At 65.7% G+C, this 23,922-nt stretch carries 26 protein-coding genes; 9 read left to right on the top strand and 17 right to left on the bottom strand.

The window, feature by feature from the left end:
* Nucleotides 1–67: 67 nt before the first annotated feature.
* Nucleotides 68–277 (top strand): dodecin, encoded by a 210-nt coding sequence (locus AC4D14_RS09250; protein WP_490901702.1) that lies wholly within the window; start codon nucleotides 68–70, stop codon nucleotides 275–277.
* Between the two features lie 116 nt (nucleotides 278–393).
* On the opposite strand, the gene AC4D14_RS09245 is transcribed toward AC4D14_RS09250, so the two are convergent.
* The 3 genes from AC4D14_RS09245 to AC4D14_RS09235 form a co-directional block, all read right to left on the bottom strand.
* Nucleotides 394–897, bottom strand: coding sequence for a winged helix-turn-helix transcriptional regulator (locus tag AC4D14_RS09245; RefSeq protein WP_490901700.1), 504 nt, complete (start codon nucleotides 895–897; stop codon nucleotides 394–396).
* Between the two features lie 271 nt (nucleotides 898–1,168).
* A complete protein-coding gene (locus tag AC4D14_RS09240; protein ID WP_490901699.1) occupies nucleotides 1,169–2,431 on the bottom strand; it encodes an MFS transporter in 1,263 nt (420 codons plus the stop codon).
* A 217-nt stretch (nucleotides 2,432–2,648) separates the two neighbouring features.
* Nucleotides 2,649–3,356 (bottom strand): type 1 glutamine amidotransferase domain-containing protein, encoded by a 708-nt coding sequence (locus AC4D14_RS09235; protein ID WP_490901697.1) that lies wholly within the window; start codon nucleotides 3,354–3,356, stop codon nucleotides 2,649–2,651.
* A 170-nt stretch (nucleotides 3,357–3,526) separates the two neighbouring features.
* Between AC4D14_RS09235 and AC4D14_RS09230 the strand changes: the two genes are divergently transcribed.
* A complete protein-coding gene (locus AC4D14_RS09230; RefSeq protein WP_490901695.1) occupies nucleotides 3,527–4,564 on the top strand; it encodes a nitronate monooxygenase in 1,038 nt (345 codons plus the stop codon).
* Between the two features lie 48 nt (nucleotides 4,565–4,612).
* Here AC4D14_RS09230 and AC4D14_RS09225 read toward each other — a convergent pair whose 3' ends face one another.
* The 4 genes from AC4D14_RS09225 to AC4D14_RS09210 form a co-directional block, all read right to left on the bottom strand.
* On the bottom strand, nucleotides 4,613–4,906 hold the full coding sequence (locus AC4D14_RS09225) for a DUF3040 domain-containing protein (RefSeq protein ID WP_490901693.1): 294 nt from the start codon (nucleotides 4,904–4,906) through the stop codon (nucleotides 4,613–4,615).
* A 137-nt stretch (nucleotides 4,907–5,043) separates the two neighbouring features.
* Complete coding sequence (locus AC4D14_RS09220) at nucleotides 5,044–6,480, bottom strand: dihydrolipoyl dehydrogenase family protein (protein WP_490901692.1); 1,437 nt, start codon at nucleotides 6,478–6,480, stop codon at nucleotides 5,044–5,046.
* Between the two features lie 147 nt (nucleotides 6,481–6,627).
* A complete protein-coding gene (locus tag AC4D14_RS09215) occupies nucleotides 6,628–7,074 on the bottom strand; it encodes a VOC family protein (RefSeq protein ID WP_490901690.1) in 447 nt (148 codons plus the stop codon).
* Nucleotides 7,075–7,554: 480 nt separating this feature from the next.
* Nucleotides 7,555–8,550, bottom strand: coding sequence for an MBL fold metallo-hydrolase (locus AC4D14_RS09210; RefSeq protein WP_490901688.1), 996 nt, complete (start codon nucleotides 8,548–8,550; stop codon nucleotides 7,555–7,557).
* A gap of 121 nt (nucleotides 8,551–8,671) precedes the next feature.
* On the opposite strand from AC4D14_RS09210, the gene AC4D14_RS09205 reads away from it, so the two are divergent.
* Nucleotides 8,672–9,733, top strand: a complete 1,062-nt coding sequence (locus AC4D14_RS09205; protein ID WP_490901686.1) for an NAD(P)H-dependent flavin oxidoreductase — start codon at nucleotides 8,672–8,674, stop codon at nucleotides 9,731–9,733.
* A gap of 16 nt (nucleotides 9,734–9,749) precedes the next feature.
* Here AC4D14_RS09205 and AC4D14_RS09200 read toward each other — a convergent pair whose 3' ends face one another.
* Both AC4D14_RS09200 and AC4D14_RS09195 read right to left on the bottom strand, forming a co-directional pair.
* Entirely contained in the window at nucleotides 9,750–10,127 is a 378-nt protein-coding gene (locus AC4D14_RS09200) for an SgcJ/EcaC family oxidoreductase (protein ID WP_490901685.1), read from the bottom strand.
* A gap of 84 nt (nucleotides 10,128–10,211) precedes the next feature.
* Nucleotides 10,212–10,919 (bottom strand): SDR family NAD(P)-dependent oxidoreductase, encoded by a 708-nt coding sequence (locus AC4D14_RS09195; protein ID WP_490901684.1) that lies wholly within the window; start codon nucleotides 10,917–10,919, stop codon nucleotides 10,212–10,214.
* A 77-nt stretch (nucleotides 10,920–10,996) separates the two neighbouring features.
* On the opposite strand from AC4D14_RS09195, the gene AC4D14_RS09190 reads away from it, so the two are divergent.
* The 3 genes from AC4D14_RS09190 (at nucleotide 10,997) to AC4D14_RS09180 (ending at nucleotide 13,370) form a co-directional block, all read left to right on the top strand.
* Nucleotides 10,997–11,605: a TetR/AcrR family transcriptional regulator gene (locus AC4D14_RS09190; protein ID WP_490901683.1), complete on the top strand. Its 609-nt coding sequence runs from the start codon at nucleotides 10,997–10,999 to the stop codon at nucleotides 11,603–11,605.
* Nucleotides 11,606–11,740: 135 nt separating this feature from the next.
* On the top strand, nucleotides 11,741–12,772 hold the full coding sequence (locus AC4D14_RS09185) for an LLM class flavin-dependent oxidoreductase (protein ID WP_490901682.1): 1,032 nt from the start codon (nucleotides 11,741–11,743) through the stop codon (nucleotides 12,770–12,772).
* Nucleotides 12,773–12,932: 160 nt separating this feature from the next.
* The gene (locus tag AC4D14_RS09180) at nucleotides 12,933–13,370 is read left to right on the top strand and encodes an arsenate-mycothiol transferase ArsC (RefSeq protein ID WP_490901681.1); all 438 of its coding nucleotides are present in this window, start codon (nucleotides 12,933–12,935) and stop codon (nucleotides 13,368–13,370) included.
* 2 nt (nucleotides 13,371–13,372) lie between these two features.
* On the opposite strand, the gene AC4D14_RS09175 is transcribed toward AC4D14_RS09180, so the two are convergent.
* The 3 genes from AC4D14_RS09175 to AC4D14_RS09165 form a co-directional block, all read right to left on the bottom strand.
* Entirely contained in the window at nucleotides 13,373–14,005 is a 633-nt protein-coding gene (locus AC4D14_RS09175; protein WP_490901680.1) for a hypothetical protein, read from the bottom strand.
* A gap of 167 nt (nucleotides 14,006–14,172) precedes the next feature.
* Entirely contained in the window at nucleotides 14,173–15,234 is a 1,062-nt protein-coding gene (locus tag AC4D14_RS09170; protein ID WP_490901679.1) for a hypothetical protein, read from the bottom strand.
* Nucleotides 15,235–15,311: 77 nt separating this feature from the next.
* A complete protein-coding gene (locus tag AC4D14_RS09165; RefSeq protein ID WP_490901678.1) occupies nucleotides 15,312–16,211 on the bottom strand; it encodes an SDR family oxidoreductase in 900 nt (299 codons plus the stop codon).
* Between the two features lie 84 nt (nucleotides 16,212–16,295).
* On the opposite strand from AC4D14_RS09165, the gene AC4D14_RS09160 reads away from it, so the two are divergent.
* The 3 genes from AC4D14_RS09160 to AC4D14_RS09150 are packed head-to-tail and all read left to right on the top strand — an operon-like array spanning nucleotide 16,296 to nucleotide 19,277.
* Nucleotides 16,296–17,426 (top strand): type III polyketide synthase, encoded by a 1,131-nt coding sequence (locus AC4D14_RS09160; protein ID WP_490901677.1) that lies wholly within the window; start codon nucleotides 16,296–16,298, stop codon nucleotides 17,424–17,426.
* Nucleotides 17,423–18,148, top strand: coding sequence for a class I SAM-dependent methyltransferase (locus AC4D14_RS09155; protein ID WP_490901676.1), 726 nt, complete (start codon nucleotides 17,423–17,425; stop codon nucleotides 18,146–18,148). Before AC4D14_RS09160 ends, AC4D14_RS09155 begins: the two co-directional genes overlap by 4 nt.
* Nucleotides 18,141–19,277 carry an FAD-dependent oxidoreductase gene (locus AC4D14_RS09150; RefSeq protein ID WP_490901674.1) on the top strand — a complete coding sequence of 379 codons (1,137 nt, stop codon included), beginning with the start codon at nucleotides 18,141–18,143 and terminating at the stop codon, nucleotides 19,275–19,277. Before AC4D14_RS09155 ends, AC4D14_RS09150 begins: the two co-directional genes overlap by 8 nt.
* 53 nt (nucleotides 19,278–19,330) lie before the next feature.
* Here the strand turns inward: AC4D14_RS09150 and AC4D14_RS09145 are convergent, their stop codons facing one another.
* The 5 genes from AC4D14_RS09145 to speB form a co-directional block, all read right to left on the bottom strand.
* Nucleotides 19,331–19,954: an FMN reductase gene (locus AC4D14_RS09145; RefSeq protein WP_490901672.1), complete on the bottom strand. Its 624-nt coding sequence runs from the start codon at nucleotides 19,952–19,954 to the stop codon at nucleotides 19,331–19,333.
* A gap of 159 nt (nucleotides 19,955–20,113) precedes the next feature.
* Nucleotides 20,114–20,659 (bottom strand): hypothetical protein, encoded by a 546-nt coding sequence (locus AC4D14_RS09140; protein WP_490901670.1) that lies wholly within the window; start codon nucleotides 20,657–20,659, stop codon nucleotides 20,114–20,116.
* A gap of 276 nt (nucleotides 20,660–20,935) precedes the next feature.
* Entirely contained in the window at nucleotides 20,936–21,142 is a 207-nt protein-coding gene (locus AC4D14_RS09135) for a hypervirulence associated TUDOR domain-containing protein (protein WP_490901669.1), read from the bottom strand.
* A 64-nt stretch (nucleotides 21,143–21,206) separates the two neighbouring features.
* Nucleotides 21,207–22,898, bottom strand: coding sequence for a thiamine pyrophosphate-binding protein (locus AC4D14_RS09130; RefSeq protein WP_490901667.1), 1,692 nt, complete (start codon nucleotides 22,896–22,898; stop codon nucleotides 21,207–21,209).
* On the bottom strand, nucleotides 22,899–23,888 hold the full coding sequence (gene speB, locus AC4D14_RS09125) for an agmatinase (protein WP_490901665.1): 990 nt from the start codon (nucleotides 23,886–23,888) through the stop codon (nucleotides 22,899–22,901).
* Nucleotides 23,889–23,922 lie beyond the last annotated feature (34 nt).

Genomic DNA, 23,922 nt, shown 5'->3' with positions numbered 1-23,922 from the left:
GTATTAGGGTTGCGGCCATCCGCATGGCGCCGCCGCTGGATGGCGGCAATTCTCTCCAGGAGGACAAATGGCCGGTCACACGTATCGCATCACCGAAATCGTTGGAACCTCGCCGGACGGCACCGACGCCGCTGTGCGAAATGCAATTACCCGCGCATCGGCCACGCTTCACAATCTGGACTGGTTCGAGGTCACCGAGATACGTGGGCACCTGAGCGAGGGAAATGTCGCTGACTGGCAGGTCACCATGAAGGTCGGTTTCCGCCTCGACGACTAACAGCGGTTCGGCCGCAGGTCCAGCCGCCTGTCCGGAAGGCTCGGAGGAGCTTGCCGGTTACGTTCGGACGGTGGCTGCCTGTGGCCGTGGAAAGGCCATCGCTGGGGCGGGCGGACTCAGCGGGCCCGACTGCTGAGCAGCGGAGCGGCAAGGCGCACCGGCTGCTCGGAAAGCCATGGCATGACCCAGGCGACGTCGGGCGTCTCGAGCGCCAACTGGCAGGTTGCGCAGTACTGCCCGTCCGTCAGGACCGTGCCGCAGTCTGCATGGAGGACCCTCATTGGCCCGGTTGCCGCTTCGGAGCGGGTGTTGGACTGGCCCCAGTGCGCCAGGCTCTCCAGGACAAGGCGAAAGTCCGCTCCCGCCTGCGTCAGCCGGTATCGCTGCCTCGTCCTGGCGCCGTCCTCATAGTCCTCCCGCACGAGCATGCCGTCCTCTACCAGCCGGGTCAGCCGGTTGGACAGGATGTTGTCCGCGATGCCCAGCTGCTTTTTGAACTGATCGAACCGCGTGTAGCCCAGGATGGCGTTTCGCAGGATCAACAGGGACCACCGGTCTCCAAGGATGCTTGCAGCGCGTCCGATGGAGCACGGGCCGGTTCTCCAGTCGATCGATCCCACTTTTCCACCCTCTCACTTGCAACTTGCAAGCATTTTAGTCGAAGCGGTCGGTCTTGTGCCGCTGTGCCTCCCGGCGCCAGTCCGGCCAACCGTCCTCCCTGAAGCGGCGCCCAGCCGCGCCCAGCCGCGCACGAGCTGCGGTACATTGCGTCGAGATGCCCAGCGACCCGGCCCCGGTGATCCCCGCCGCGTTGACGATCGGGGTGTCAACGGAGGTGCGGACGGCCGCGGTGATGGAATCCGGATCGCCCGTGTCGACCGACAGGATGGCTCAGGTGATGGAGCCCGCCTCGGCTCCGGAGGCCACGGCCGGCGCAGCTGGGTGCGCCTTCGGTGTGCGTGAAGCGCGGGCGAGGTGGATCCGCAGGGCGGTCGCGGCGGCAAGGGAGGCAGCCGCCAGGCCGATGAGGATGGGGGCCAGGATTCGTATCGCGCCATCAAGGCCGACGGATGCCGAGGCGAGCCCTGCACCAAGCGCCGTGCCACCGAGGAACAGGTAGGCGACGAGAAGCACTGCCGAGAGCATCTGGCCGCGGAGGTGGGCCGGCGCGTTCATCGCCGCAAGCCCAATGCCGCCCGCGCCCGCGAGTCCATAGGCGCTGCCGCCGGCAAGCGAGGCGGCGATGAACAGCGTAAAGGACTGGGACTGGGCAGATGCGGCGAGGAGCACCGCCATAACGATGGTCAAGGCGCTGCCAAGGAGAATCGAGGTGGTGGGGTCGATTTTGCCGGCGAGGTACGCGCCGACGACGCCGAGGACGTAGGAGACTGACAGCACCGCTCCGATGACCAGGATGTCCGAGGCGCCGGTGACATCACGGGCGATGAGCGCGCCGAGCGAGAGGAACAGGGATCCTTCACCGAAGCCGACCGCCGAGGAAAGGGCGGCAACCGCATAGATCCCGGCCAGGTGGCGGGGAACGCGCACGCCGGCCGGACGCCAGGCCTTCCGCGCGGTGCTGGCGGGCTGGGTGTGGGCCGGGAGGAAGAGCGCGAGGGCGAGGCTGACGAGCACCATCAGCGTGAGCGGCCAGTAGCTGAGGTGAAGGGGGTCCGGGGCGAAGCGGATGAGGACCGCGCCGAGGATTGTGGCGATGAAGAGTCCGACACCCTGGGTGATGGTGTTCAACGAACCGGGTGCCTTGAGGTTTTTTGTCGGGTTGAACTCGACGAGGGCAGCCGCTCCCGCTCCTGCGGTGAGCCCCGCACCGATTCCCTGCAGCGCGCGGCCCGCGAACAGCCAGAACGTGTCGGCTGCAAGTGCGAAGGACACTGCGCCGCCGAGCAGGAAGACCAGCCCCGCAAGCAGTGTGTTCCGGCGTCCAATGACGTCGGAGACGTTGCCGAAGATGAGCAGGGTGGCGATGAGGAGCACCGGGTAGGCGGCAAAGACCGCTGTCGTGACGGACGTCGCCAGCCCCCACTCCGCGGCGTACACCGGGAACACGATCGTAGCGGCAGCGCTGGACCACAAGGTGACGGTCAGGATGAGTGCGACCGTCCAGAACGCGCCTCGGGACGAGAAGCGTTTCATGATTTGTCTCCTAGGTGGCGGTGGTTGCGCCCTTGGGGTGCCGGCGCTAGCAAACTTGCGATGTGCAAGCTGAAAGAGGCTACCTGCTCGGATGTGTAACTTGCAAGATGCAAGTCAAAGGATTGAAAGAGCTTCCGGGCTCCGATGGCCGATGCCCGAACCGCACTCCCCGGCATCGGCAGCCCCCTATGAGCCGCCGGTACCGGGAGATGGTGGGTCAGGCCCGCGTAGCCAGGGCGATAACGGCGTTCGCCGCTTCCTCGGCCGACGCCGGGTTCTGGCCGGTCACGAGGTTGCCGTCGACGACGACGAAGGAGCCCCAGGCGGGGCCGGACTCGAAGATGGCGCCGTACTCGCGCATGCGTGACTCAAGCAGCCAGGGCGCCTTGTCAGCGAAGCCGGCCTGAACCTCTTCCTCATCCAAGAACGCGGTCATGCGCCGCCCCTTGAACAGCCACTGCCCATCCCGGGTCGCCGAGCTGAAGCTGGCAGGCCCATGGCACAGCGACGCGACAACCTTGGTGTTGTCATCGAGTGTTTCCTCGTAGATCCGGGCGATGTCGGCATTCACTGCAAGATCCTGCATCGGACCATGGCCGCCGGGAACGAAGACGATGTCGTAGTCGCTCGAGTCGACGTCTTCGAGCGCGACGGCGGCGGCCAGGTTCTCTTTCGAGCCGTCAAGGTACGCGCGGTACTCCGCGACTTTTTCGCCGTCATTGCCGTTCATCGCCAGCGCCAGGCTCAGTTCGTCTGCGACCGGGGTGACCCCGCCGGGGGTGGCTATCGTGATGTCGAAGCCCGCTTCGCGGAAGATTCGGTCCGGGACGACGAACTCCTCCGCCCAGAAGCCTGTGGGGTGCTGCGAGCCGTCCTTCAGCTCCCAGACAGTGGCTCCGGTGATTGCCATCAATACCTTTTTCATTGTGTTCCTTTCAGATGTTAGACGGACGGTCTACTATTTATAGGGAAAGCGGACCTCCCTGTCAACCCACTCCTCATCCAGGCAGCCTGAGCCCCTGTTGCCGGCGCCATGGCGGGTAGCCTTGGACCCGGCGGAAAGCACGACGGAGCGCACGAGGGAAGGCCTGCAGCGTGAGCGGATCAGCGGGAAAAGATCGTCCCTTCGATTTTGATGACCTGGCCCTGCCGGTCATCCAGGCTCCCATGGCGGGTGGCCCGTCCACCCCCTCGCTTGCGGCGGCCGTCAGCACTGCCGGCGGACTGGGATTCCTTGCGGCGGGCTACAAGTCGGCCGCCATAATGCGGTCGGAGATCAACGCGGTACGCGAATTGACCGGCGCCCCCTTTGGGGTCAACCTTTTTGTCCCGCAGCCCTCCACCGTCACTGCCGATGCCCTCCAGCAGTACGCGCTTTCCCTCGCTCCCGAGGTAGAACGCCTGAAGGCGGGCCTCGGCGACCCGCGACACGACGATGACGACTGGGAGCAGAAGGTCGAGGTGCTCCTTGAACTTGCGCCCGCCGTCGTGTCCTTCACTTTCGACGTTCCAGAGGCGGGCGTCATCACCGCACTGCAGGACCGGGGCGTTGCCGTAGCGCTCACCGTCACCTCGCGAAACGAGGCGGAACAGGCGCTGGCGGCGGGCGCGGATTCGCTTTGCGTCCAGGGCCCCGAAGCCGGAGGACACCGGGGAACCTTCAACGCAACCGCGCCCGCGAACACCACTGCCCTGCACGGGCTCCTCGATGAGCTTTCGGATCTGGGCATCCCCTTGATCGCGGCCGGCGGCATTGTCACGGGAAAAGATACGCGGGCGGCGCTTGAACGGGGTGCGGTCGCAGTCCAAGCCGGAACAGCATTCCTCAGGGCCGACGAAGCCGGGACCCGTGGGCCACACCGGGCCGCGCTTTCATCCGACCAGTTCACGACCACCGCCATCACCAAGGCTTTCTCCGGCCGGAATGCACGTGGTCTCCACAACGACTTCATGAGGGCTTACGACCCCGTTGCGCCATACGGATATCCGGAGATCCACCACCTGACGAGTCCCCTGCGGGCCGCTGCGGCTGTGGCCAACGATCCCCATCGCCTCAATTTATGGGCAGGCACCGGGTACAGCCGGTGCATCGCCGGTTCCGCCCGGTCCATCCTTGACCGGCTCGCCCCCTAACCCGGGGGCCCGCCGCACGAAGGCGCCGATCCGCATCGCACCAGGCTCCTAGCGCGCTGCGGGCCCCGGCTCGACGAGCGTCGACGCAATCGAGATCCCCGCGCCCATCATGGTAAAGCCGAGGATGCCGACGAAGATGCTTGTGGCCTGCTCCGGGACCATGACGCCTGCGATAAGGGTCAGGAAGCCGGCGAGGGTGAGGAGCACGCCGAGGACGACCCGGCGGGTCGAGACGGTGGGGACGGGCGCCGGGGCCAATGCTGCGGCGAGCTGGGGGTCATCGTCCTGGAGTTGCTTCTCCAGCTGGGCGAACAGTTCCTGCTCGCGTTCCGAGAGCGCCATCGAAATCTCCTTGGGTGTCCGGCGCTAGCCGGGGGTAGTGGGATTGAAGTGCGGGTGGCCGGCGGGATCGTTGTTGTATGCCTTGGGGCGGCCCGGACGGGGCCGCCCCAGGCGGTACGGATGCCGGCAGGTGCCGGTTACTGGACTGGAGCCAGCTGGGGCCGACCGTATGTTTCGAGCAGGCGAAGCCAGATCTCGCTGACGGTGGGGTAGGCCGGCACAGCGTGCCAAAGCCGGTCCAGGGGGATTTCGCCGACGACGGCAAAGGTCGCGGCCTGAAGCAGCTCGGCCACATCGGGGCCGACGAAGGTCACCCCGAGGATGACCTTGCGCTGTTCATCGACGACCATGCGCGCCTTGCCGGTATACCCGTCGGCGTGAACCGAGGCGCCGGCGGTCCACCCCAGTTCGTAATCCACAACCCGGATCTCATAGCCGGCACGGCGGGCGGCTGCGGCAGTCAGGCCCACTGAGGCAACCTCAGGGTCGGTGAAGGTCACCTGCGGGACCGCCTCATGATCGGCTGTAGCCACGTGCGTGCCCCACGGGCCGTCCGAGACCACAGCGCCGGCGGCCCGGGCCGCGATGACGTCCCCTGCCGCGCGGGCCTGGTACTTGCCCTGGTGGGTCAGCAGGACGCGCCCTGTGACGTCCCCGACGGCGTAGAGCCAGTCGAACCCGGGAACCCGCAGCGTGTCATCGGTCTCCAGCCAGGTCCCGGGTGCAAGCCCGATTGAGTCAAGCCCGATGTCGGTGCTGCGCGGGGTGCGCCCCGTGGCCACGAGGACCTCCCCGGCGGTGATTTGGGCACCGTCGGCGGTCTCGATGGTCACGGTGTCCCCGTCCCTGGTGACCTTTGTCGTCTTGGTGTCCGTGAGCACCGTGGCGCCAAGGTCCCGCAGGGACGCCGCGACAAGTTCCCCGGCGAAGGGTTCCATCTCGGTGAGCAGTCCGCTGCGGGCAATAACGGTAACCTTCGTGCCGAACCCGGCGAATGCGGTTGCCATTTCGGTTGCAACAACGCCTCCACCGATGATTGCCACGCTCTCGGGGACAGCCTTGATGCTCGTGGCCTCACGGGATGTCCACGGGCGGGCGTCGGCAAGTCCTTCGATGGGCGGCATTGAGGCATCGGAGCCGGTGGTCACGGCCACTGCGTGACGGGCGGTGAGCACCGTGACGGTACCGTCGGTGGCGGTAACGGTGACTTCCTTGGTCCCGCTGATCCGGCCGTGGCCGCGCACCAGGTCGATCCCGGCGCTTTCAAGCCAACCCACCTGGCCGGCGTCGTCCCAGTTGCTGGTGAAGGCATCCCGCCGGGCCAGCACCGCGGCCACGTCGAGGTCACCGGTGATTGCCTCGGCCGCGCCGGGCACGTGCTTGGCCGCACGCAGCACCTGCGCTGAACGCAGCAGCGCCTTGGAGGGCATGCACGCCCAATACGAGCACTCGCCTCCGACCAGCTCGGCCTCAACGATCACCGCGGTCAGCCCGCCTTGAACAGCACGGTCGGCCACGTTCTCGCCTACCGCACCTCCGCCCAGGACGATCAGGTCGTACTCTGTCTTTTCCACTGTCGTGTCTTCCCTCAAATTCTCAGTTCTGCCTTTGATTTCTTATTCCTGCAGGTGATTCGTGCATCGCCCGCAGCCGGGTGCTGCGAATTGGTGCCGCCGCGGCGCCCGGTGATCCGGACGCCGCGGCGGGGTGAATGCGGCGGTTCAGATGCGGCCGGGCAGGCGGGTTGTGATTTCCTGGAGAAACCAGCCGTTGCCGTCGGGGTCGGTGAAGGAGGCGTAGGAGGCGTAGGTCTTGCGCTCGGGGTCCGGCCCGGCGACACGGTCCTTCTCACCTTCGTGGTGCCAGATGCCCTTCGCATCGTGCCAGACCTCGGAGATCTCGATGCCACGGGCGGCGATGTCCTCGCGGGCGGCGATGATGTCATCGACGATCAGGTACACGCCCTGCAGGGAGCCGGGGGCGCCGGCGGTGATGCCCTTGCCGATCATGATCGAGGCCCCTGAACCCGGAGGAGTGAACTGGACGACCCGGAGGCTTTCATCGACGGTGAAATCCGCGTCGAAACGCCATCCGAGCGAATCGTAAAACGCCTTGGCCCGGTCCACGTCAGAAACGGGAACGGCGATTACCTCAATTTTGAAATCCATGACAATTCCTTTCCTTGTTGCTTCTGCTTACTACTGGGGTGTTGTTTCTGGTGACTTGTGCTTCTGATGCAGTCCGGCCGCCGGCTGCTCGCGCCGGGCGACTCTGCGGCGTCACGGTTTTGCGGACGGGATGCCACAGGAACTGGTTCGTTGCCGTCGGGATCGCTGAAGGCGACGAAGGAATGGTGTTCCAATTACTCCTAAATCAGGAGTAATTGATACTGTATGCGTATCAACTCGAAGAGGCTTGGGATAATTCCCGGTAGTCGGTGGGATCCGGGAGCCGTTCAAAGTACGGCGCCGGCACCACTGCACACCAGGAATCCGCAGCCGCGGCAGCAGGCTCTGTGGAACCGGGCCGCGGTCATTGAACGCATCGACGGCGGGAGCGGCGCGAGCGGCGGGACCGCCTGCCCGGCCAGCCGCAGGGCGGCGACCGGCCCACTTCCAAAGCTATCGCGGATGTAGCGCTGCGGCCCGTTAGTCGGCGATACCGAATGGGCCGAGGCTTCCATAGTCGAGGCGCAGGGCCTCCATCATCGCCCAGGCGTTGGGCAGGGTGAACACGTCGGCGCCCCCCAGCCGGTCCACCCAGCGGGGAATAACTTCGTCAGCCGACTTCGCCGCGACCTCGTCAAGGTAGGCCCGGAAGACCGCCCAGGCGTTCGACATATCCACGGGGGCCATGACCTTCTCGAAGTCGACAGAAGAAAGCGCCGCCTCCGTCGTGGCACGCAGGTCGGCAATGTACTCCGACTGCACCTCCACATCCCTGCGGGTGCCGGAGCGGGTCACATGCCCGGGAACGAGCTTTTCGAAGGGATAGCCCAGGGCCTGATCCATTGCGTTGACAAAGCCGGGGACGTTGGCGGAAACGGCAAGGTTCGAGAACGGAACCCATCCCGGGAAAACGACGTCCACGAGCATCAGCACCTTCCGCTGCGGTTCGTAGATGAAGATGTTCCCTTCGGCGTGGTTCGGCCCCTTGTAGTCAAGCTGCAGCGTGTGGCTGCCGGATTGAAGGGTGTGATTGTCGTCGAACACCACCGTCGGGGCCGGGCGGTTGGGATCACCCAGTCTCGCAAGCCGCTCCGCGGTGAACCGCTGGGCATATCGGGGAACGTCCTGGGGGTAGATCGACATCGCCCCGACGTGATCGGCGTGCTGATGGCTGTAGACGATCTGCGTGATCGGCTTCTTCGTCACACCGGCGATCGCCCGAAGGATGTTGTGACCGAGCGTCGGCGGAGCGTCGACGGCCACCACTCCCTCATCGGAGACAACGAACATCATCTGGTAGGTCCCGTCGCTCAACAGGAACATGCCGTCGGCGAGCTCCTCCACGTAATAACCCACGTCCGGAACCTTCGGCCCGCGGGCAACGTCCGGAACGGGAGCGGTAGGGACCAGCCGCAGCGCCGCGGCGGCGTCAGTGAAGCTGTAGCGCGCCCGGCCGGTCTCCTGGCCTGCAGTCATTGTGCTTTCCTTTCTAGACGTTCGGTCTACTATGTGGGTTCAGTTATAGGTGAGAGGCCAATATCATGTCAAGCAGGGGAAAGCAAATGAGGAAATATCACGAAATGAAGGGCCCGCAAGCATGAACACACCTTCACGGCAAACCCGGGTGGCACGGGTGCTCGGCTTGGACGTTCCCGTTATCCAGGGTCCATTCGGTGGAGGACTATCCTCCGAGGCGCTGGTCGCCGCTGTTTCAAATGCCGGCGGCCTTGGCTCCTTCGGTGCCCACCACCTCTCCCCCGCGGAAATCACGCAGTTGGTCGGGCGGCTCAAGGCTGCGACCCAACGGGCCTTCGCGGTCAACCTGTGGGTCCCGTCGGGCGGCGAAAACGCGGCGGCCAGCGGCCAGCTAAACGCCCAGACAGCGTTGCTCGCGCCGTACTTCGAGGAACTGGGCATTCCACCCCCCGAGGCGCTCCCGGACACGCAAATCGACTTTGACGCGCAGGTCGACGCGCTCCTGGAAGCCGCACCGCCGGTCATCAGCTTCGTGTTCGGCGTACCGGGTCCGGACATTGTCGAGCGCGCGCACCGCTCAGGCATATTCCTGATCGGAACCGCAACAACGGTCGAGGAGGCGGTTTCCCTCGAGGCCGCCGGCGTCGATGTGATCGTCGCGTCGGGAAGTGACGCCGGCGGGCACCGTGGCGCTTTCCTTGCCCCGGTCGAGGAGTCCCTGGTCGGCACGTTCTCCCTTGTGCCGCAGGTGGTGGCCGCGGTCGACGCTCCCGTCGTTGCCGCAGGGGGAATCGTGACACCCGCCCAGGTCCGCGCGGCACACGAACTGGGTGCGGAAGGAGTGCAGATCGGCACAGCCTTCCTCGTGTCGCACGAGTCGGCTGCCTCCACCTTCCACAAGGATGCATTAACGGGACCGGCCGGCCGCACAACGGTGCTGACCAAAGCCTTCACCGGACGAATGGCGAGGGGCATTGCCAACCGGGTGACCCGGGAAGCAGCGGGATGGGAGACCCGTATCCCCTACCCCGCCCTCGGCGCAATGACCTCGCCCTTCCGCAGGGCCGCCGAGGAACAGGGCCGCACCGATCTCGCCAGCCTTTGGGCCGGGCAATCGGCTCCCCTCGCTCGGCAGGCCCCTGCGGCCGAGATCTTCGCCTCCTTCGCAGGGACCTATCGATAAGGCAGGCGCCCGGCGTTTACGCGATTTTCGAGACGTGGTAGTGGCTGATCAACCAGGCACGGCCGGCCTGGTGCAGAACCACGGTGAGGTGGACGGGGATGACCTCACCGCCGGGGAGCGTGAAGTCGACGTCCACGTAGGAGATGAGGTTGTCGGCGGAAAGCTGCCGGTGTTCGCGGACGCGACAAGCGGCAGTCAACCCCAACGGCTGCTTGTCGTAATAGGCACTGATGCCGGGACGCCCGATGATGTACGTCTTGTCGAAGCCCTGGAAAAGAGCGTCGGAGGTGAAGAGGGAAGCCACGGCCTCCGGTCGGTGGTCGCGGATTCCACCGGCCCACGCTTCAAGGACGGTGGTGATGGTACCCAACGGCCCGATATCAGGGGATTTCATGTGTTGCCTTTCGGGTGGGCGGACACCATGGGTGTCCTTATCGATGACGGAGGCGGCCCGCAGGACCGCCTCCGCGGCGGGCGCCTAGTAGCCCGCGCTCTGACCGCCGTCGACGTGAAGGACTTCGCCGGTGACGAAGGGGGCCTGCTCGAGGTAGAGGACGCCGCGGGCGATGTCGTCGACCGTGCCCATCCGGCCCACCGGGTGCTGGCCCGCGAGGAGGTCGTGGTCATGCGACTCGTGGAGCGGGGTCTTGATGTGCCCGGGGGAAACGGCGTTGACACGGATCCCGCGGCCGGCATACTCAACGGCAAGCGACTTCGTCGCCGACGAGACGCCACCCTTGGTCAGTGAGGCAAGTGCCGAGGGGAGGCTTGAGTTGGCATACTCGACAAGGGTTGTAGTCACGTTCACCACGTGGCCGGAACCCTGCTCAAGCATCCGCGTGATCGCCTGCTGGGTGACATGGAAGAACCCGCCGAGGTTGACCCTGAGCACCTGCTCATAGTCCTCGATCGTGTATTCGGTGAACGGTTTGCCGACGAAGATCCCGGCATTGTTCACGAGGGTATCGACGCGGCCGAACTTCTCGATCGCGGTGGCGACGACCCTTTCAGCAACCGCCGGGTCGGCGATGTCGCCTGCGACCGTAACGAAATCAATGTCGTCGGAAGGGGCGATGGAGCGGGAATTGGCGACAACGGCATAGCCGATGCCGCGGAACGCGGAGACGAGCCCTTCCCCGATGCCCTGAGAGCCCCCGGTGATGATTGCTACTTTGCGAGGTTCCATGTACCTGTTGTCCTTACTAGATGATCGGTCTACTACGTACTCGCCCATTTATAGCCGACTGGTCTTATAATTGCAACATGGGACGAAAATCAGACGCTCGTCAAAGGATTCTCGATGCGAGCACAGCACTCTTCCAGCAGCGCACCTACGGCTCGATCGGGGTCGCCGAAATTTGCGCGGCGGCCGGCGTTCCCAAGGGCAGCTTCTACCACTTCTTCCCGTCCAAACAGGCCCTGGCGCTCGAAGTCATCAACGAGCACTGGATCAAGCAGCGGAAAGAATGGACCGGGGTCCTCACGGCGCCCGACACGATCATCGACCGCCTCCGCAAGCTGTTCATCTCTACTGCTGAAATCCAGAGCAGCGCCCTGAAAGGCACAGGTGCCGTGACGGGCTGCCTGTTCGGCAACCTGGCCCTCGAAGTAAGCGCCCAGGACGACCCGGTGCGCGAGCGGCTGCAGGATATTTTCGGGGAGCAGATCGACATCATCGAGGCAGCAATACGTGAGGCCATCGATGGCGGCGAACTCAAACTCGAGGACCCGCGGGGCACCGCCAAGTCGATCGTCGCCCAGATCGAAGGCATGGTCCTCTTCGCGAAACTGTTCAACGATCCCGCGCAGCTTGATCAGCTGTGGCAGAACAGCCTCACCCTTCTCGGACTCGAAAGTGTCACCGCCGCCTGACGCCCCGCCTTGGCCTTTCGGGCGATCACACGGCCCGACACCGCCCTGCCGTGCGCCGGGAATCGCAGGGGGTGCTTTGGTGTTCTAGCGGAAGCGGTTCACTGTGAACCGCGGATAGACTACGGGAGCACCATCATGGCGAAGAAACTTGAACTCGGACTTGATACGTTCGGTGATGTGACGCGGGGAGCCGACGGGGAGCTGCTGGCATACCCTGAAGTGATTCGTAACGTCATCGCCGAGGCGGTCCTTGCGGACCGGGTCGGCGTGGACTTCTTCGGGGTCGGGGAACACCACCGCGACGACTTCGCCATTTCCGCACCCGAAACCGTGCTTGCCGCCATCGCCGGCCAGACCAAGCGCATCCGCCTCGGCTCGGCCGTGACGGTCCTGAGCTCGGATGACCCCATCCGTGTCTTCCAGCGCTTCGCGACCCTCGACGCCGCCTCGAACGGGCGTGCCGAAGTGATTCTCGGGAGGGGCTCGTTCACCGAATCCTTCCCCCTCTTCGGCTTCGAGCTCACCCAGTACGAGGAGCTCTTCGAGGAAAAGCTCGACCTCTTCAGCGAACTCCTCAAGGAGAAGCCCTTCTCCTGGCGGGGACGGACCCGCCCCGGGCTGGATAACCAGAGTGTCTTCCCGACCACCGAATCGGGCAAGCTCAAGACGTGGATCGGCGTCGGCGGAAGCCCCGAGTCTGTTGTGCGGGCGGCGCGGTACGAAATGCCCCTGATGCTTGCCATCATCGGCGGCGATCCCTCACGCTTTGCCCCGTACGTCGACCTCTACCATCAGGCCCTTACCCAGTTCGGCAAGCCGCAGCTGCCGATCGGAGTGCACTCTCCGGGCCACATTGCCGACACCGACGAACAGGCGCGCGAAGAACTGTGGCCGGACTACCGGATCATGAGGGACCGTATCGGCTCCGAGCGCGGCTGGGGTCCCACCAGCCGGGCCGAGTTCGATCGGGAGGTTGACGCCGGATCCCTGTACGTCGGTTCTCCCGAAACTGTCGCAGCCAAGATCGCGGCGACGGCCCGCACGCTTGAGATCGACCGGTTCGATTTGAAGTACACGTTCGGTCCGCTCCCGCACGAGAAGCTCATGCACAGCATCGAGCTCTACGGCACCAAGGTGATCCCGATGGTGCGGGAACTGCTCGGCTGAACAGAGACATAGAAGTCCGCGGTGTTCCGGCCGGACCGGAGCACCGCGCCCTTGGGGCAACCCGCCGCCCACAAGGGGTGCTTATGGCCGTAAGTGCTGGTTTACTTCGTTATATCGAATTTCGGGTAGATCGGATTCCGCCACAGCGAAGGCCGGGCACATGATTGGCAGCAGCGCTTTTCCCAAACCGTCGGTTCTGTTCGTCTGCATACGCAATTCGGCGCGGTCGCAGATGGCAGCGGCCTACCTCAGCCGGTTCGCCGAAGGTCGGATACGTGTGCTGTCGGGAGGGCCGGAGCCTGCTGATCGCGTCGACCCCTCGACGGTTGACGCGATGGCCGAGGTGGGCGTTGACATTTCGACTCGGGTTCCGCGGCTGCTGACGCAGGACGACGTTTCACAGTCGGATGTGATCATCACGCTCGGTATGGAAGCCGAAAAACCCCACTTCCCGGGACGCCGCCACGAAGACTGGCCGGTCGCGGACCCTGTGGGCCAGGACGTCGAGACCGTGAGGAAAATCCGCAACGAGATCCGGGGCCGGGTCCAGCAGCTCATCACCGAACTGCTGCCCGGCCGCCACGCCGACGCCCAGTAGCGCTACTTGCCGCAGCTCACCCTGTCGATTTCGATTTCAAGGTTGTGGGCCACTGTGTACTCGCGGGCGTCCGACGCGAAGTTGACGATGATGTTTTCAGCAGTGCCGTTGTCGACCGCCTCATCGAGTGAGACTGCGACAACGATGTTGATGTGGGCATCCGGCTCGAAGCGATACCCTGCCGCAGGCACGGGCTCAACCTGAAAGGTGCTTGGCTCCGTGGATGTGGCGCTGGGCGTCGGTTCGTGGCCCGCGTGGGCGTCTGCTTCGGCACCGTGGTGGCCGTGGCCTTCCCTGTTGGCCGGGGAAATCTCCGCTTCGACGATGCTCAGGCCCGATGGCGCGCCGAGCGCGATTTCGCCGAACGTGAAGGTTTCAAGGGTGGGGTTGTGGAGCATGACGGTGTATTCCTGGAAACTGTCCTTCGGCTGCACCCCGCAGAGCTTCGCTCCATCGGCACCGATATTGAGCGGGTCGTCCTCGGAGACGGCTCCCGCCACCGCTCCGGCGGCGACGCCAGGCCGCGCCTCCCGCGCCGCATTGACGTCGAGCGGATTTTCCTCCGCGACGCCGCATCCCGCGAGGGATGCCGCAGCGAGGCCCGCGGCAAGAAGGACGCTCCATCGGATCTTCATCGGTGTTCCTCGCTCTGCCGTCGGTGAAGCCGCTCCGGCGGCCGTGAACTCCACAACGGTGTCCACGGCCAGGGCGGCGATTTAGCTGATATTCGCTGCGGACGGCCGTGCGGCTTGGTCGAAGCGCGAAGGAGCCCACCGCAGCCTAGCCGTGAGGACCGTCGGAATCACTCGTACAGGATGTATTCCGGCTGCGGATCGAGCGCAAGCACCTCCTGCGGCGTCATCAGCGGACCGAGTGCCGCATCTTCCTCGAAGAACAGCTTGAACCCGGGATGGATCGAAGCAGGCAGGCCCTCGGTCAACAGGTCGTAGGCCTCGATCTTCAGATCGGCCGAGCCGATACCGTCGGCGCTCTTGATCACCTCGACCCCCGCATAGTCGCCGATTGCCGCTTCGTTGGTGACGACGCCTACCGCCACCTGGTGGAAGACAAGCGCCTTCTGCGGCAGCTTCTCGCGCTTGACCAGGGCATCGATGTCAGCAGCAATCGCGTTGATTTCCTCGCCGGCCGTCGACCCGTACACCGCTCCCGGCAGTTCGGCGTCGGTGATATCCCACTCGGGATCCAAAGCCAGCCCCACATCCGGCTCCTTGAGCCACTTTTCCAGCCGTTTCACTTCGGCGGTCATGCTCGAACGGCCAGGCTGGATGTTCAGGAGCAGGAGTGCCTTGTGCCGCCGTGCGGCTTCAAGGTACTGCCGGATCGTCTCGTCGGGGGTGAAGGTCCGGTACTTCCCGTCGGCTCCGGGCTCGGACTGCACAACGACCGTGATGAGCTCAAGGACCGGCAGTACCTTCCTCCCGCCGGCGAACGCTGCCGCCTGCGCCTCGATCTCCTTGACCCGCTCGTCGAGGTCCCCGATGCCCAGGCGCCCCAGTCCCGGAGAGAGCGGATGTCCGCTGTACCCGACGAGCCGGTGCGCGGGGAAGAGGCTGGTTCCACCTCGGGGCAGTGCACTGCGCGCCGGAGTTGCCGGTGGCGACGTCACCGGTGGGCCGGAAGAGGTGGCCGGCGCCGAGGGTGACGGGTCCGGGGAATTGCGCGGGGTTGCTGTGGCATCCGGCGTCGCCCCGCCGATCGCACCGCCGGTTGCACCGGCCGTTGCCCCGCTGGTCGCATCGGCCGTCGCCTCCGCGGGCCGCTGCTGAACTGAGCATCCGGATAGGGCCAGCGCTGCAGCGAGCATAAGCGAAAGGGCCGCAGCACGGCGGCGCCGTGCAGTCACCAAGGGGTACCTCCACATTGCCTGAGGCATCGGCACTGTAAGCATCGCGCCTTCACCCTAGTGGCCGTCACGATCCATCACGCAAGGTATTTCCCGCCGGTTACGGCAAGCACTTCGCCGGATACGTAGCGCGCGTCGTTCGAGGCGAGGAAGACGAAGGCACCGGCCAGTTCGGCGGGCTGGCCCATCCTCCCGAGGGGTGTGTCTTCGCCGAAGGTCTCAAGCTTTTCGGAAGTGGTCGTGGCAGGCTGGAGCGGCGTCCAGATCGGTCCCGGGGCAACGGCGTTGACGCGGATGCCGCGCTCGCCCAACAGTTCCGCCAGGCTGAAGGTGAGGCTGTTCAGGGCGGCCTTTGTCGCCGCGTAGTCCATCAGGCTCGTTGAAGGGTGGTAGCCCTGGATTGATGTTGTGGTGATGATCGATGCGCCGGGCAACAGATGCGGCAGTGCGGCCTGGATCAGCCAGACGGCGCCGAATACGTTCGTTTCGAAGGTCCGCCTGAGCTGATCGGCAGAGATGTCCTCGATTCCGCCCGGCTGCGCCAGATGGTATCCGGCGTTGTTCACGAGCAGGTCAAGCCCGCCCAGCTCGCCAACCACCCGCGCCACGGCGGTGCGGGAGTACTCCTCGCTCCGGACGTCTCCGGGGACCGCGACGGCCTTCCGACCTTCGGCCCGGATCAATTCGACGCAGCTCTTGCCGTCTTCCTCCTCTTCGGGGAGATACCCGATGGCGACGTCGGCTCCTTCCCGGGCGTAGGCGAGCGCGACAGCGCGTCCGATCCCCGAATCACCGCCGGTGATGAACGCCTTGCGTCCCTTGAGCCGTCCGCTGCCCTTGTAAGACTCCTCCCCGTGGTCGGGCCGGGGCTTCATCTGCTCGGTGAAGCCCGGGTAGTCCTGGAGCTCGGTCGACGCTTCGGCGGCAGGTTCTCGGGGGTCGTCCTGGTTCAGCGTGTTCTTTGGGCCATCCACCATGCTGTGCTCCATTCACCTCGAAAACTGCGGAATGATAAGCCTACTGACATTGTGTTCTTCGCGTTAGTCCTCTATCAATTGACTATGACAGTTCTGTTGAGGTCCTTGGAAACCGCTGTGCCCGAGACAATAATGGTGCAGCCGCAGGTCCGGGAGGCCTTCGCCGCCCAGCCCGACCTGACCCGTCTGGGCACCCGCCTGGTGGGCGCGGCATTCGATTCCTCGGGCATCAACACCCGGTACACGGCGGTGAAGGAACTCACCCTGGACAGCGCAGCGGAAAACCCGGTCTTTTTCGACTCTCGGACAATGCGCATCCTCAGTCCCAGCACCAAGACCCGTAACGAGCTGTACGCCGTCGAAGGCACGAAACTGTTCATCGAGGCGGCGCAAAAGGCGCTCGACGCTGCCGCCGGCGTCGAGGCTTCGGATGTGACCCACGTGGTGACAGTCTCCTGCACCGGCTTCTTCAACCCCGGCCCGGACTACAAGGTGGTGCGGGCGCTGGGTCTCAATCCGTCGGTTCAGCGCTCCCATCTGGGCTTCATGGGCTGCTACGCCGCCTTTCCAGCGCTGCGCTCGGCGAAGGCGTTCTGCGAAGCGGATCCCGAGGCCGTCGTCCTCGTTGTCAGCGCCGAACTGTGTTCACTGCACGTGCGGTCATCGAACAACCCCGACACGATCGTTGGCTCGTCGCTGTTCGCCGACGGCGCCGCCGCCGCGGTCGTCACCGCCCGCGAGTTCCCCTCGGAGGGGCCGCTGCTCAGCCTCGACCACTTCGAGACGATCCTCACCCCGGTCGGCGAGGAGTCGATGGCGTGGAACATCGGTGATGAAGGTTTCGAGATGGTGCTTGGCACCTACGTGCCCCACATCATCGACGAGCACATCGTTGGAGCCCTCGAGCCGCTGCTGGCCCGGGATCCTTCCCTTGAGGGAGGCGACTACCGGGATATTGAGCATTGGGCCATCCACCCCGGGGGCCGCAGCATCCTCGACAAGGTCGAAGCCAAGCTCAAGCTCACCGAGGAGCAGCTGGTTCCCGCCCGCACCATCCTCCGCGACTATGGCAACATGAGCAGCGCCACCGTGATGTTCGTGCTCAAGCACATTCTGGAACAGCCCTTCTCCGGCGGCGACGAGCGCATCTGCTCGATGGCGTTCGGCCCCGGCCTCACCGTCGAAACGGCGCTGCTGACCAAAGTGGGAGGATGAATCCTTTCGGCTTCCTGGGGCAGCGCGACACCAGCGCGGTCGAGCAGATGGACAAACCGGACTGCGACCCTGCCACCCTGGACCGCACCTACTCCCAGTTCGGCCTCGTCAATTCCGTCGTCTCTGGCTGGAGGAGCACCTACGTCCGGATCCTGCGCCCGCAGTTCTCCCCGACGTCGGCCAACACCCTGCTCGACATCGGCTCGGGCGGCGGCGACGTCCCCCGGGCGTTCGCAAGGTGGGCCCGCCGTGACGGCATACTGCTGACAATCACCGCCATCGACCCGGACGAACGGGCCTATGCCTATGCCGCCGCCCAGCCACCCGTGGCGGGTCTGACCTACCGCAGGGCCCTCAGCTCGGACCTCGTGGCCGAAGGCAGGACCTACACCGCCGTAACCTCCAACCATGTGCTCCACCATCTCGAGCCGGACGAACTCGATGGCCTGTTGAACGACACCGAGAAACTGGCGGTCGGAGTCGGGGTCCACAGCGATATTTCACGCAGCCGCGTCGGTTACGGGCTCTTCTCCGCAGCAACCCTCCCCCTGCGCGGGTCGTATATCCGCCAGGACGGGCTCACCTCGATCCGCCGGAGCTACACGCCGGAAGAACTTCGTGAGGTGCTGCGCAGCCAGGGCCGCCGGGGATGGAGCGTGAAGAGCGCCAGCCCCTTCCGCAACCTCCTCGTCCTTGAACGGGGGCACGCACCCCATGCATGACGTCGTGATTGTCGGCGGCGGGCCGGTCGGCCTTTACACAGCCATCCTGCTCCGGCAGGCCGGGCTCGATGTCGTTGTGCTTGAGCGCCGCACCCGCCGGAGTTCCCATTCCCGGGCGATCGGCATCCACCCGCCGGCGCTTGCCGCCCTCGAAGCGGCGGGCGTCAGCGACGAGCTCACGGCCCGCGGGGTGCGCATCACGCACGGGATCGCCCGCAGCGGCGGCCGCCACGTCACCGCGCTCTCGTTCGCTTCGCTCCCGGGCAGGCACCGGTTCGTGCTTGCCGTTCCGCAGGCGGTGACCGAGGAGGTGCTCGAGCGCCGCCTCGAAGCAGCGTTCCCCGGTACGCTCCGCCGCGGGATCACGGCGGTAGGGACTGCAGAATGGCCCGGACACGTCGTCACCACCGTGGAACAGGACGGCCAGCCCGCATCGGTGGAGTCCCGCCTGCTGATCGGAGCCGACGGCGCGAAGAGCTCGGTGCGGGAATTCGCCGGAATCGGCGCATCAGGGCGCACCTACCCCGACCGGTACCTGATGGGAGACTTTCCCGACACCAGTGGCGACGGTTCAGCTGCGGTGCTCTACCTTGAGCCGCACGGAATCGTCGAGTCGTTTCCGCTCCCCGGAGGGATTCGGAGGTGGGTGGTGCGCACGGGTTCCCCAGGGCCTGAGCCGACGGTGGACGCCCTTGCCGCACTTGTCTCCGCGCGCACCGGGATACGTCTCGACCGGGCAGGGAACACGATGCTGAGCGCGTTTGGGGTCCGCTCCCAGATCGCCGACCGCTTCATCGCCGGCCGGACCATCCTCCTTGGCGACGCCGCCCACGAGATCAGCCCTATCGGAGGGCAGGGGATGAACCTTGGCTGGCTCGACGCGGGCCTGCTCACTCCCGTCATCGTCTCTGCGCTGCGCGACGGCGTCGACGTGGGCCGGCAGGTGGCGCGGTTCAATACGACCCGGCGCCGTGAGGCGATGCTCGCCCGGCGCCGGGCCCACGTGAACATGGCACTGGGGCGCCCCCTCGCGCCGGCCGCGCTCAGGGCGCGCAACGCCGCGGTGGCGGGCCTGCTCTCGCTTCCCGCCGCCCGCTCAGCGCTGGCCAGCACTTTCACAATGCAGTAACGGCCCTACGCCCGGGCGTTCCCGCGGCCAACGGGAACAGGCGCCGCTTCCGCTCAGCGGCCCTGGATCCGTGCCAGCAGTTCCTCGAAAGGGGCCGAGACCTCCGGGGCGCGCGGCGCCCGCGTCGTCGCCGATCCAACGAGCAGCGCGGCCAGTTCCTTTGCCGCGCGCTGGGCGCGCTCTTCGAGCCCCGCCGCACCCTCGTCGCCGGCTCCCCAGTCCTGCGGGGAGGCGTAGACAGAAGTCGGCACAACCACCATGCGCAGGTAGCTGAACAACGGGCGCATCGCATGGTCAAGCATCAGCGAATGCCTCGCGCTTCCGCCGGTGGCTCCGATGACCACGGGCATTCCGCCAAGCGCCTGGTTGTCGACGACGTCGAAGAACGACTTGAGCAGGCCACTGTACGATCCCGAGAAGACAGGGCTCACGACAACAAGCGCGTCCGCGTCGGCGAGACGCTTCAACACCGCGTCGAGGGCCGGAGGCGCGTAGCCGGTGACGAGGTTGTTGGCGATGTCGACAGCCAATTCCCGCAGTTCGACCGTCTCCACTTCGACCGGCTGCCCTTGCACGCGAAGCGCGTCCGTCACGGCTTCCGAGAGCAGGTCCGCGAGCATCCTGCTCGAGGAAGGCACTCCAAGACCAGCAGAAACGACAAGGATTTGCTTAGTCATCGTGCACCCCTTCCAAATACATACGTTTGCATGTACCTGATAACCGGAGGGAGGGGTATTTCATTCCCGGACGGGCGATCCCCCGCCACCGGCCGCCCCGGTAAAGGAGGGAGGGCCCGCCGCGCGGTGCGGCGTGTGGCGGGGGATCGGAAGCCCGAGCTAGGACCGCTTGTTGAAGATGCCTTCGAAGACGTTCTGCGGCCGCTGCATTTCGCCCTGGTGGGCGCCGAGAGCAACGACGGTGCCGCTGACCACCGGCAGTGCCCACTGGATCATCTTCAGCTGCGACTGCGCCTTGGCGAGCTGGTCCGAAGCACCGGGACGGGGCTCCGTGGCACCCTCGCCGCCCTGCTCGGCGAGCTCGGCAACCTTCTTGCCGAGCATTCCCGCGTAGAGGGAGAGCGCCATTCCGGCAACGGTGACGACCGCCTTGATCAACGTGTTCGTCCCGACGCCCTGCTGCTTCGCCAGCCGCCCCTTGTTGCCAAGGATCAGTCCAAGACCACCGACGGCGTGGACCGCGAACGCAGCAACCTGCACCGGCGTCCATTTTGCCCAACCGAGGCTTGAGAGGCGCGTGCGCTCGCGCGGATCCTTCGCCTTACCCGTGGCTCCGTTCAGTCCGACGGCGCCCATGAGCGTTCCGCCGAACCACGCTGCCGCGCCGAGGTCGTGGGCGGACCGTGCCAAAAGGTTTCCTGCCATGATGTCGTACTCCTTGTCCTTGAAAACCGACGTACCCTCTACGTTTATCAGCGTACTTACGATTAAGCTACGTCGAGTCGGTGATCGCGGCTCCGAGAATGGCCGGCGCGGACCAGAGGAGGAGGAAAGTACGGCAAATGGCGCGGAACGGCCCCGATCCTGACGGGATCTTGTCCCAGTGGAGGGAAAATGCTCCGGAAACCGCCTCGGCGCCCAAGAAATGGCTTGACACTGGAGAACCACAGACGGCAGACCGAAATGAGGGGCCCGCCCCGTTCAGGAGGCCTTGCTGAGGGCGCTTTCCTTATGCGCCGCCTGCTTGCCCGATTTGGAACTTTCGACGATGTAATAGGGCTCGTCGGCGGAGGCCTTGAATTTCTGCCCGTCGAAGGTGAATTCCTTATCGCGCTTCTCGAGAACCTTGCCCTCGGTCTGCCCCTGCGGGGTGTTCCAGTTCACCTTATCGCCCTTGCTGAATGACATTGCGGTTCCTTCGCTCGGCCTTCGGGTCTTTCGACCCTAGCTGCGAACCGGTCAGCCGAAAAGCTCAGGAGTCAAGATGGGTGGGTGCGAACAGCCGCATGAGGGTTTCGACGACGACGACGTTGGGGCCCTCCGCCGCGAAGCCCTCCTTGAGTGCCTCGCCGATGTCCTCGGGTGCCACGCGGCGTGCCGGAACACCAAACGCTTCGGCGAGCTTCACGAAGTCAGGCCGGGCCAGCTCCGTGGCCGTGGCCTTCCCGAAGGCGCCCTCCATGTACTCGCGGAGAATGCCATACCCGCCGTCGTCAACAATCAGCCAGGTCACTGGAAGGTTGTGCTGACGGGCGGTTGCCAGCTCGGCTATCGAATACATCGCCGAACCGTCACCCGAGACCGCAAGGACGCGGGGGGTTTTCCCTTTCGACGCGAGTCCAACCGATCCGCCGAGGGCACCCGGGAAGCCGAAGCCGAGCCCGCCGGCGCCCTGCGCCGAATGGAACTGCCCCGCACGGGCATCCCAGCAGCTCCACGCCCAGTAGGCCGAGATGGTCATGTCCCAGAAGGTCTGCATGTCATCGGGCACGGCTGCCCGGATGTCGGCCATGAAGGTCCGCTCCTTGAGCAGGTCCTGCCCGTCGAGGCGGGCCTTGACCTTGGCCAGGGTCTCCGCCACGAGCGCCGCGGCGTCGTAGCCTTCCGTACGGGAACGATCAAGCACCGGCAGGGCCTCGTCGAGCGCCGTGAGCGCCTGGCCGGCGTCGGCCCGGATGCCCAGGGCCGGGCGGTTCGATTCGAGCACCCGGGGCTCGGCATCGATCTGGATGATGCGGCCGCGAGGCTCAAGCGTGAAGTAGTTTGAGGTGACTTCACCGAGGGACGAACCGATCACCAGGAGCAGGTCGGCGTCCTCGAGCACTTCTGTGACGTATCGGTCCTCGACCCAGGCCTGGAGGGAGAGCTCGTGATTCCACGGGAAAGCACCGTTTCCGCCGGGCGAGCAGAGGACCGGCGCACCGAGCTTCTCCGCGATCGACAGGAGCTGACGTTCAGCGCGGCCGCGGCGGGTTCCCCCACCGGCGACGATCGCCGGCCGCTTCGACTCCTTGAGCCAGGCCACGGCTTCGCGCACCAGCTCGACGCGGGGCGGGTTGTCGAACGGCTCGGCGAGCGCGTCCTCGACCCGCGGCACCAGCACGGGGTCGAGGAGCACGTTCTGCGGAATCTCGATCCATACCGGGCCCTGGGGCGAGGAAACCGCTTCGGTCCACGCGTCCTGGATGGCCGAGGGGATGCCCGAGGCCTGCTGGATCAGCCGCTGGCTCTTGGTGACGTTGGCCGCCGAGGCCTTCTGATCGTCGAGCTGGTGCAGCATGCCCTTGCGGCGCGCGCCGAGGCCCTCCAATGGGATCTGGCTTGCGATAACGACCATCGGCACGCCCGTGGCATAGGCCTCCTGCAGCCCGGCAAGCGAGGTGAGCGCTCCGGGACCCGTCGAGAGGAAGAGGACCCCGACCTCGCCGGTAGCCCGGGAGAACCCGTCGGCGGCGAAGGCGGAATTGTTCTCGACGCGGGAGGAGACGAACTCCAGGCTCGAACGGGAGAGCGCATCGAACAAGCCGAGCGCGTGCTGGCCGGGGATGCCAAAGACGGTGCTTGCGCCCAGGGCGGTGAGCGTCTCGACGACAAGATCGCCGCCGTTGCGCTGGCCGGAGATGGGGTGCGGTGGGGCGGAGGCAGCGCTGTCGGTGAGTTCCATTCAGCTTTCCTTGACGGGGGTTGAAGAGAGGTTGTCAGCCATCAGGCTCACGAGGTCGTAGGCGACATGGGAGGCGGCGACGCCGGTGATCTCGGCAGTGTCGTAGGCCGGTGCCACCTCCACGACATCGGCGCCCACAAGGTTCATTCCCCGGAATCCGCGCAGGATCTCGAGCAGTTCCCGGCTCGTGATTCCGCCGGCCTCCGGCGTTCCGGTGCCGGGGGCGTGTGCGGGGTCGAGGACGTCGATGTCGACGGAGATGTAGAGCGGGCGGTTGCCGATGCGCTCCCGCAGCTTGGCTACTGTCTCGTCGACGCCTTGCCGGAAGACGTCGGAGGAGGTCACGATCCCGAACCCGAAGCGGCGGTCGTCCTCAAGGTCCTTGACTCCGTAGAGCGGCCCGCGCGTACCGACGTGGGAGATTGCCTCGGTGTCGAGGATGCCCTCCTCAACGGCCCTGCGGAAGGGGGTCCCGTGCGTGTACTCCGCACCGAAGTAGGTGTCCCAGGTGTCGAGGTGGGCGTCGAAGTGAAGCAGTGCAACTGGACTTCCGGCCCGTTCTGATGCCGCGCGGAGCAGGGGAAGGGCGATCGTGTGGTCCCCGCCGAGGGTCACGAGCCGCGTGCCGTCCGCGGTCAGCTCGAGCGCGTTGTGCTGGACTGTTTCAATTGCCTCCCCGATGTTGAACGGGTTGACGGCCATGTCTCCGGCGTCGGCCACCTGGACCTGCTCGAAGGGGGAAATGTTCAATGCCGGATTGTAGGGGCGCAGCAGCCGTGAAGCTTCGCGGACATGGTTCGCGCCGAAGCGGGCACCCGGGCGGTAGGAAACTCCCGAATCGAAGGGCACGCCGACGACGGCGATGTCCGCCCGTTCCACCTGGTCCAGGCGCGGCAGCCGGGCAAACGTCGCGGCTCCGGCATAGCGCGGTACGCGTGCTGAGTCGACAGGTCCGAGCTTCCCGCCGGCGGTGATCCGCAGTTCTTCCATCGTCGTTTAGTCCGTCCCGTGAGGCAGCCCGCAG

This window comes from Arthrobacter sp. TJ-254 (genome assembly GCF_058269175.1).
Note: the sequence above shows the minus strand (reverse complement) of the source record. Positions and strands in the feature narration are given on the sequence as shown.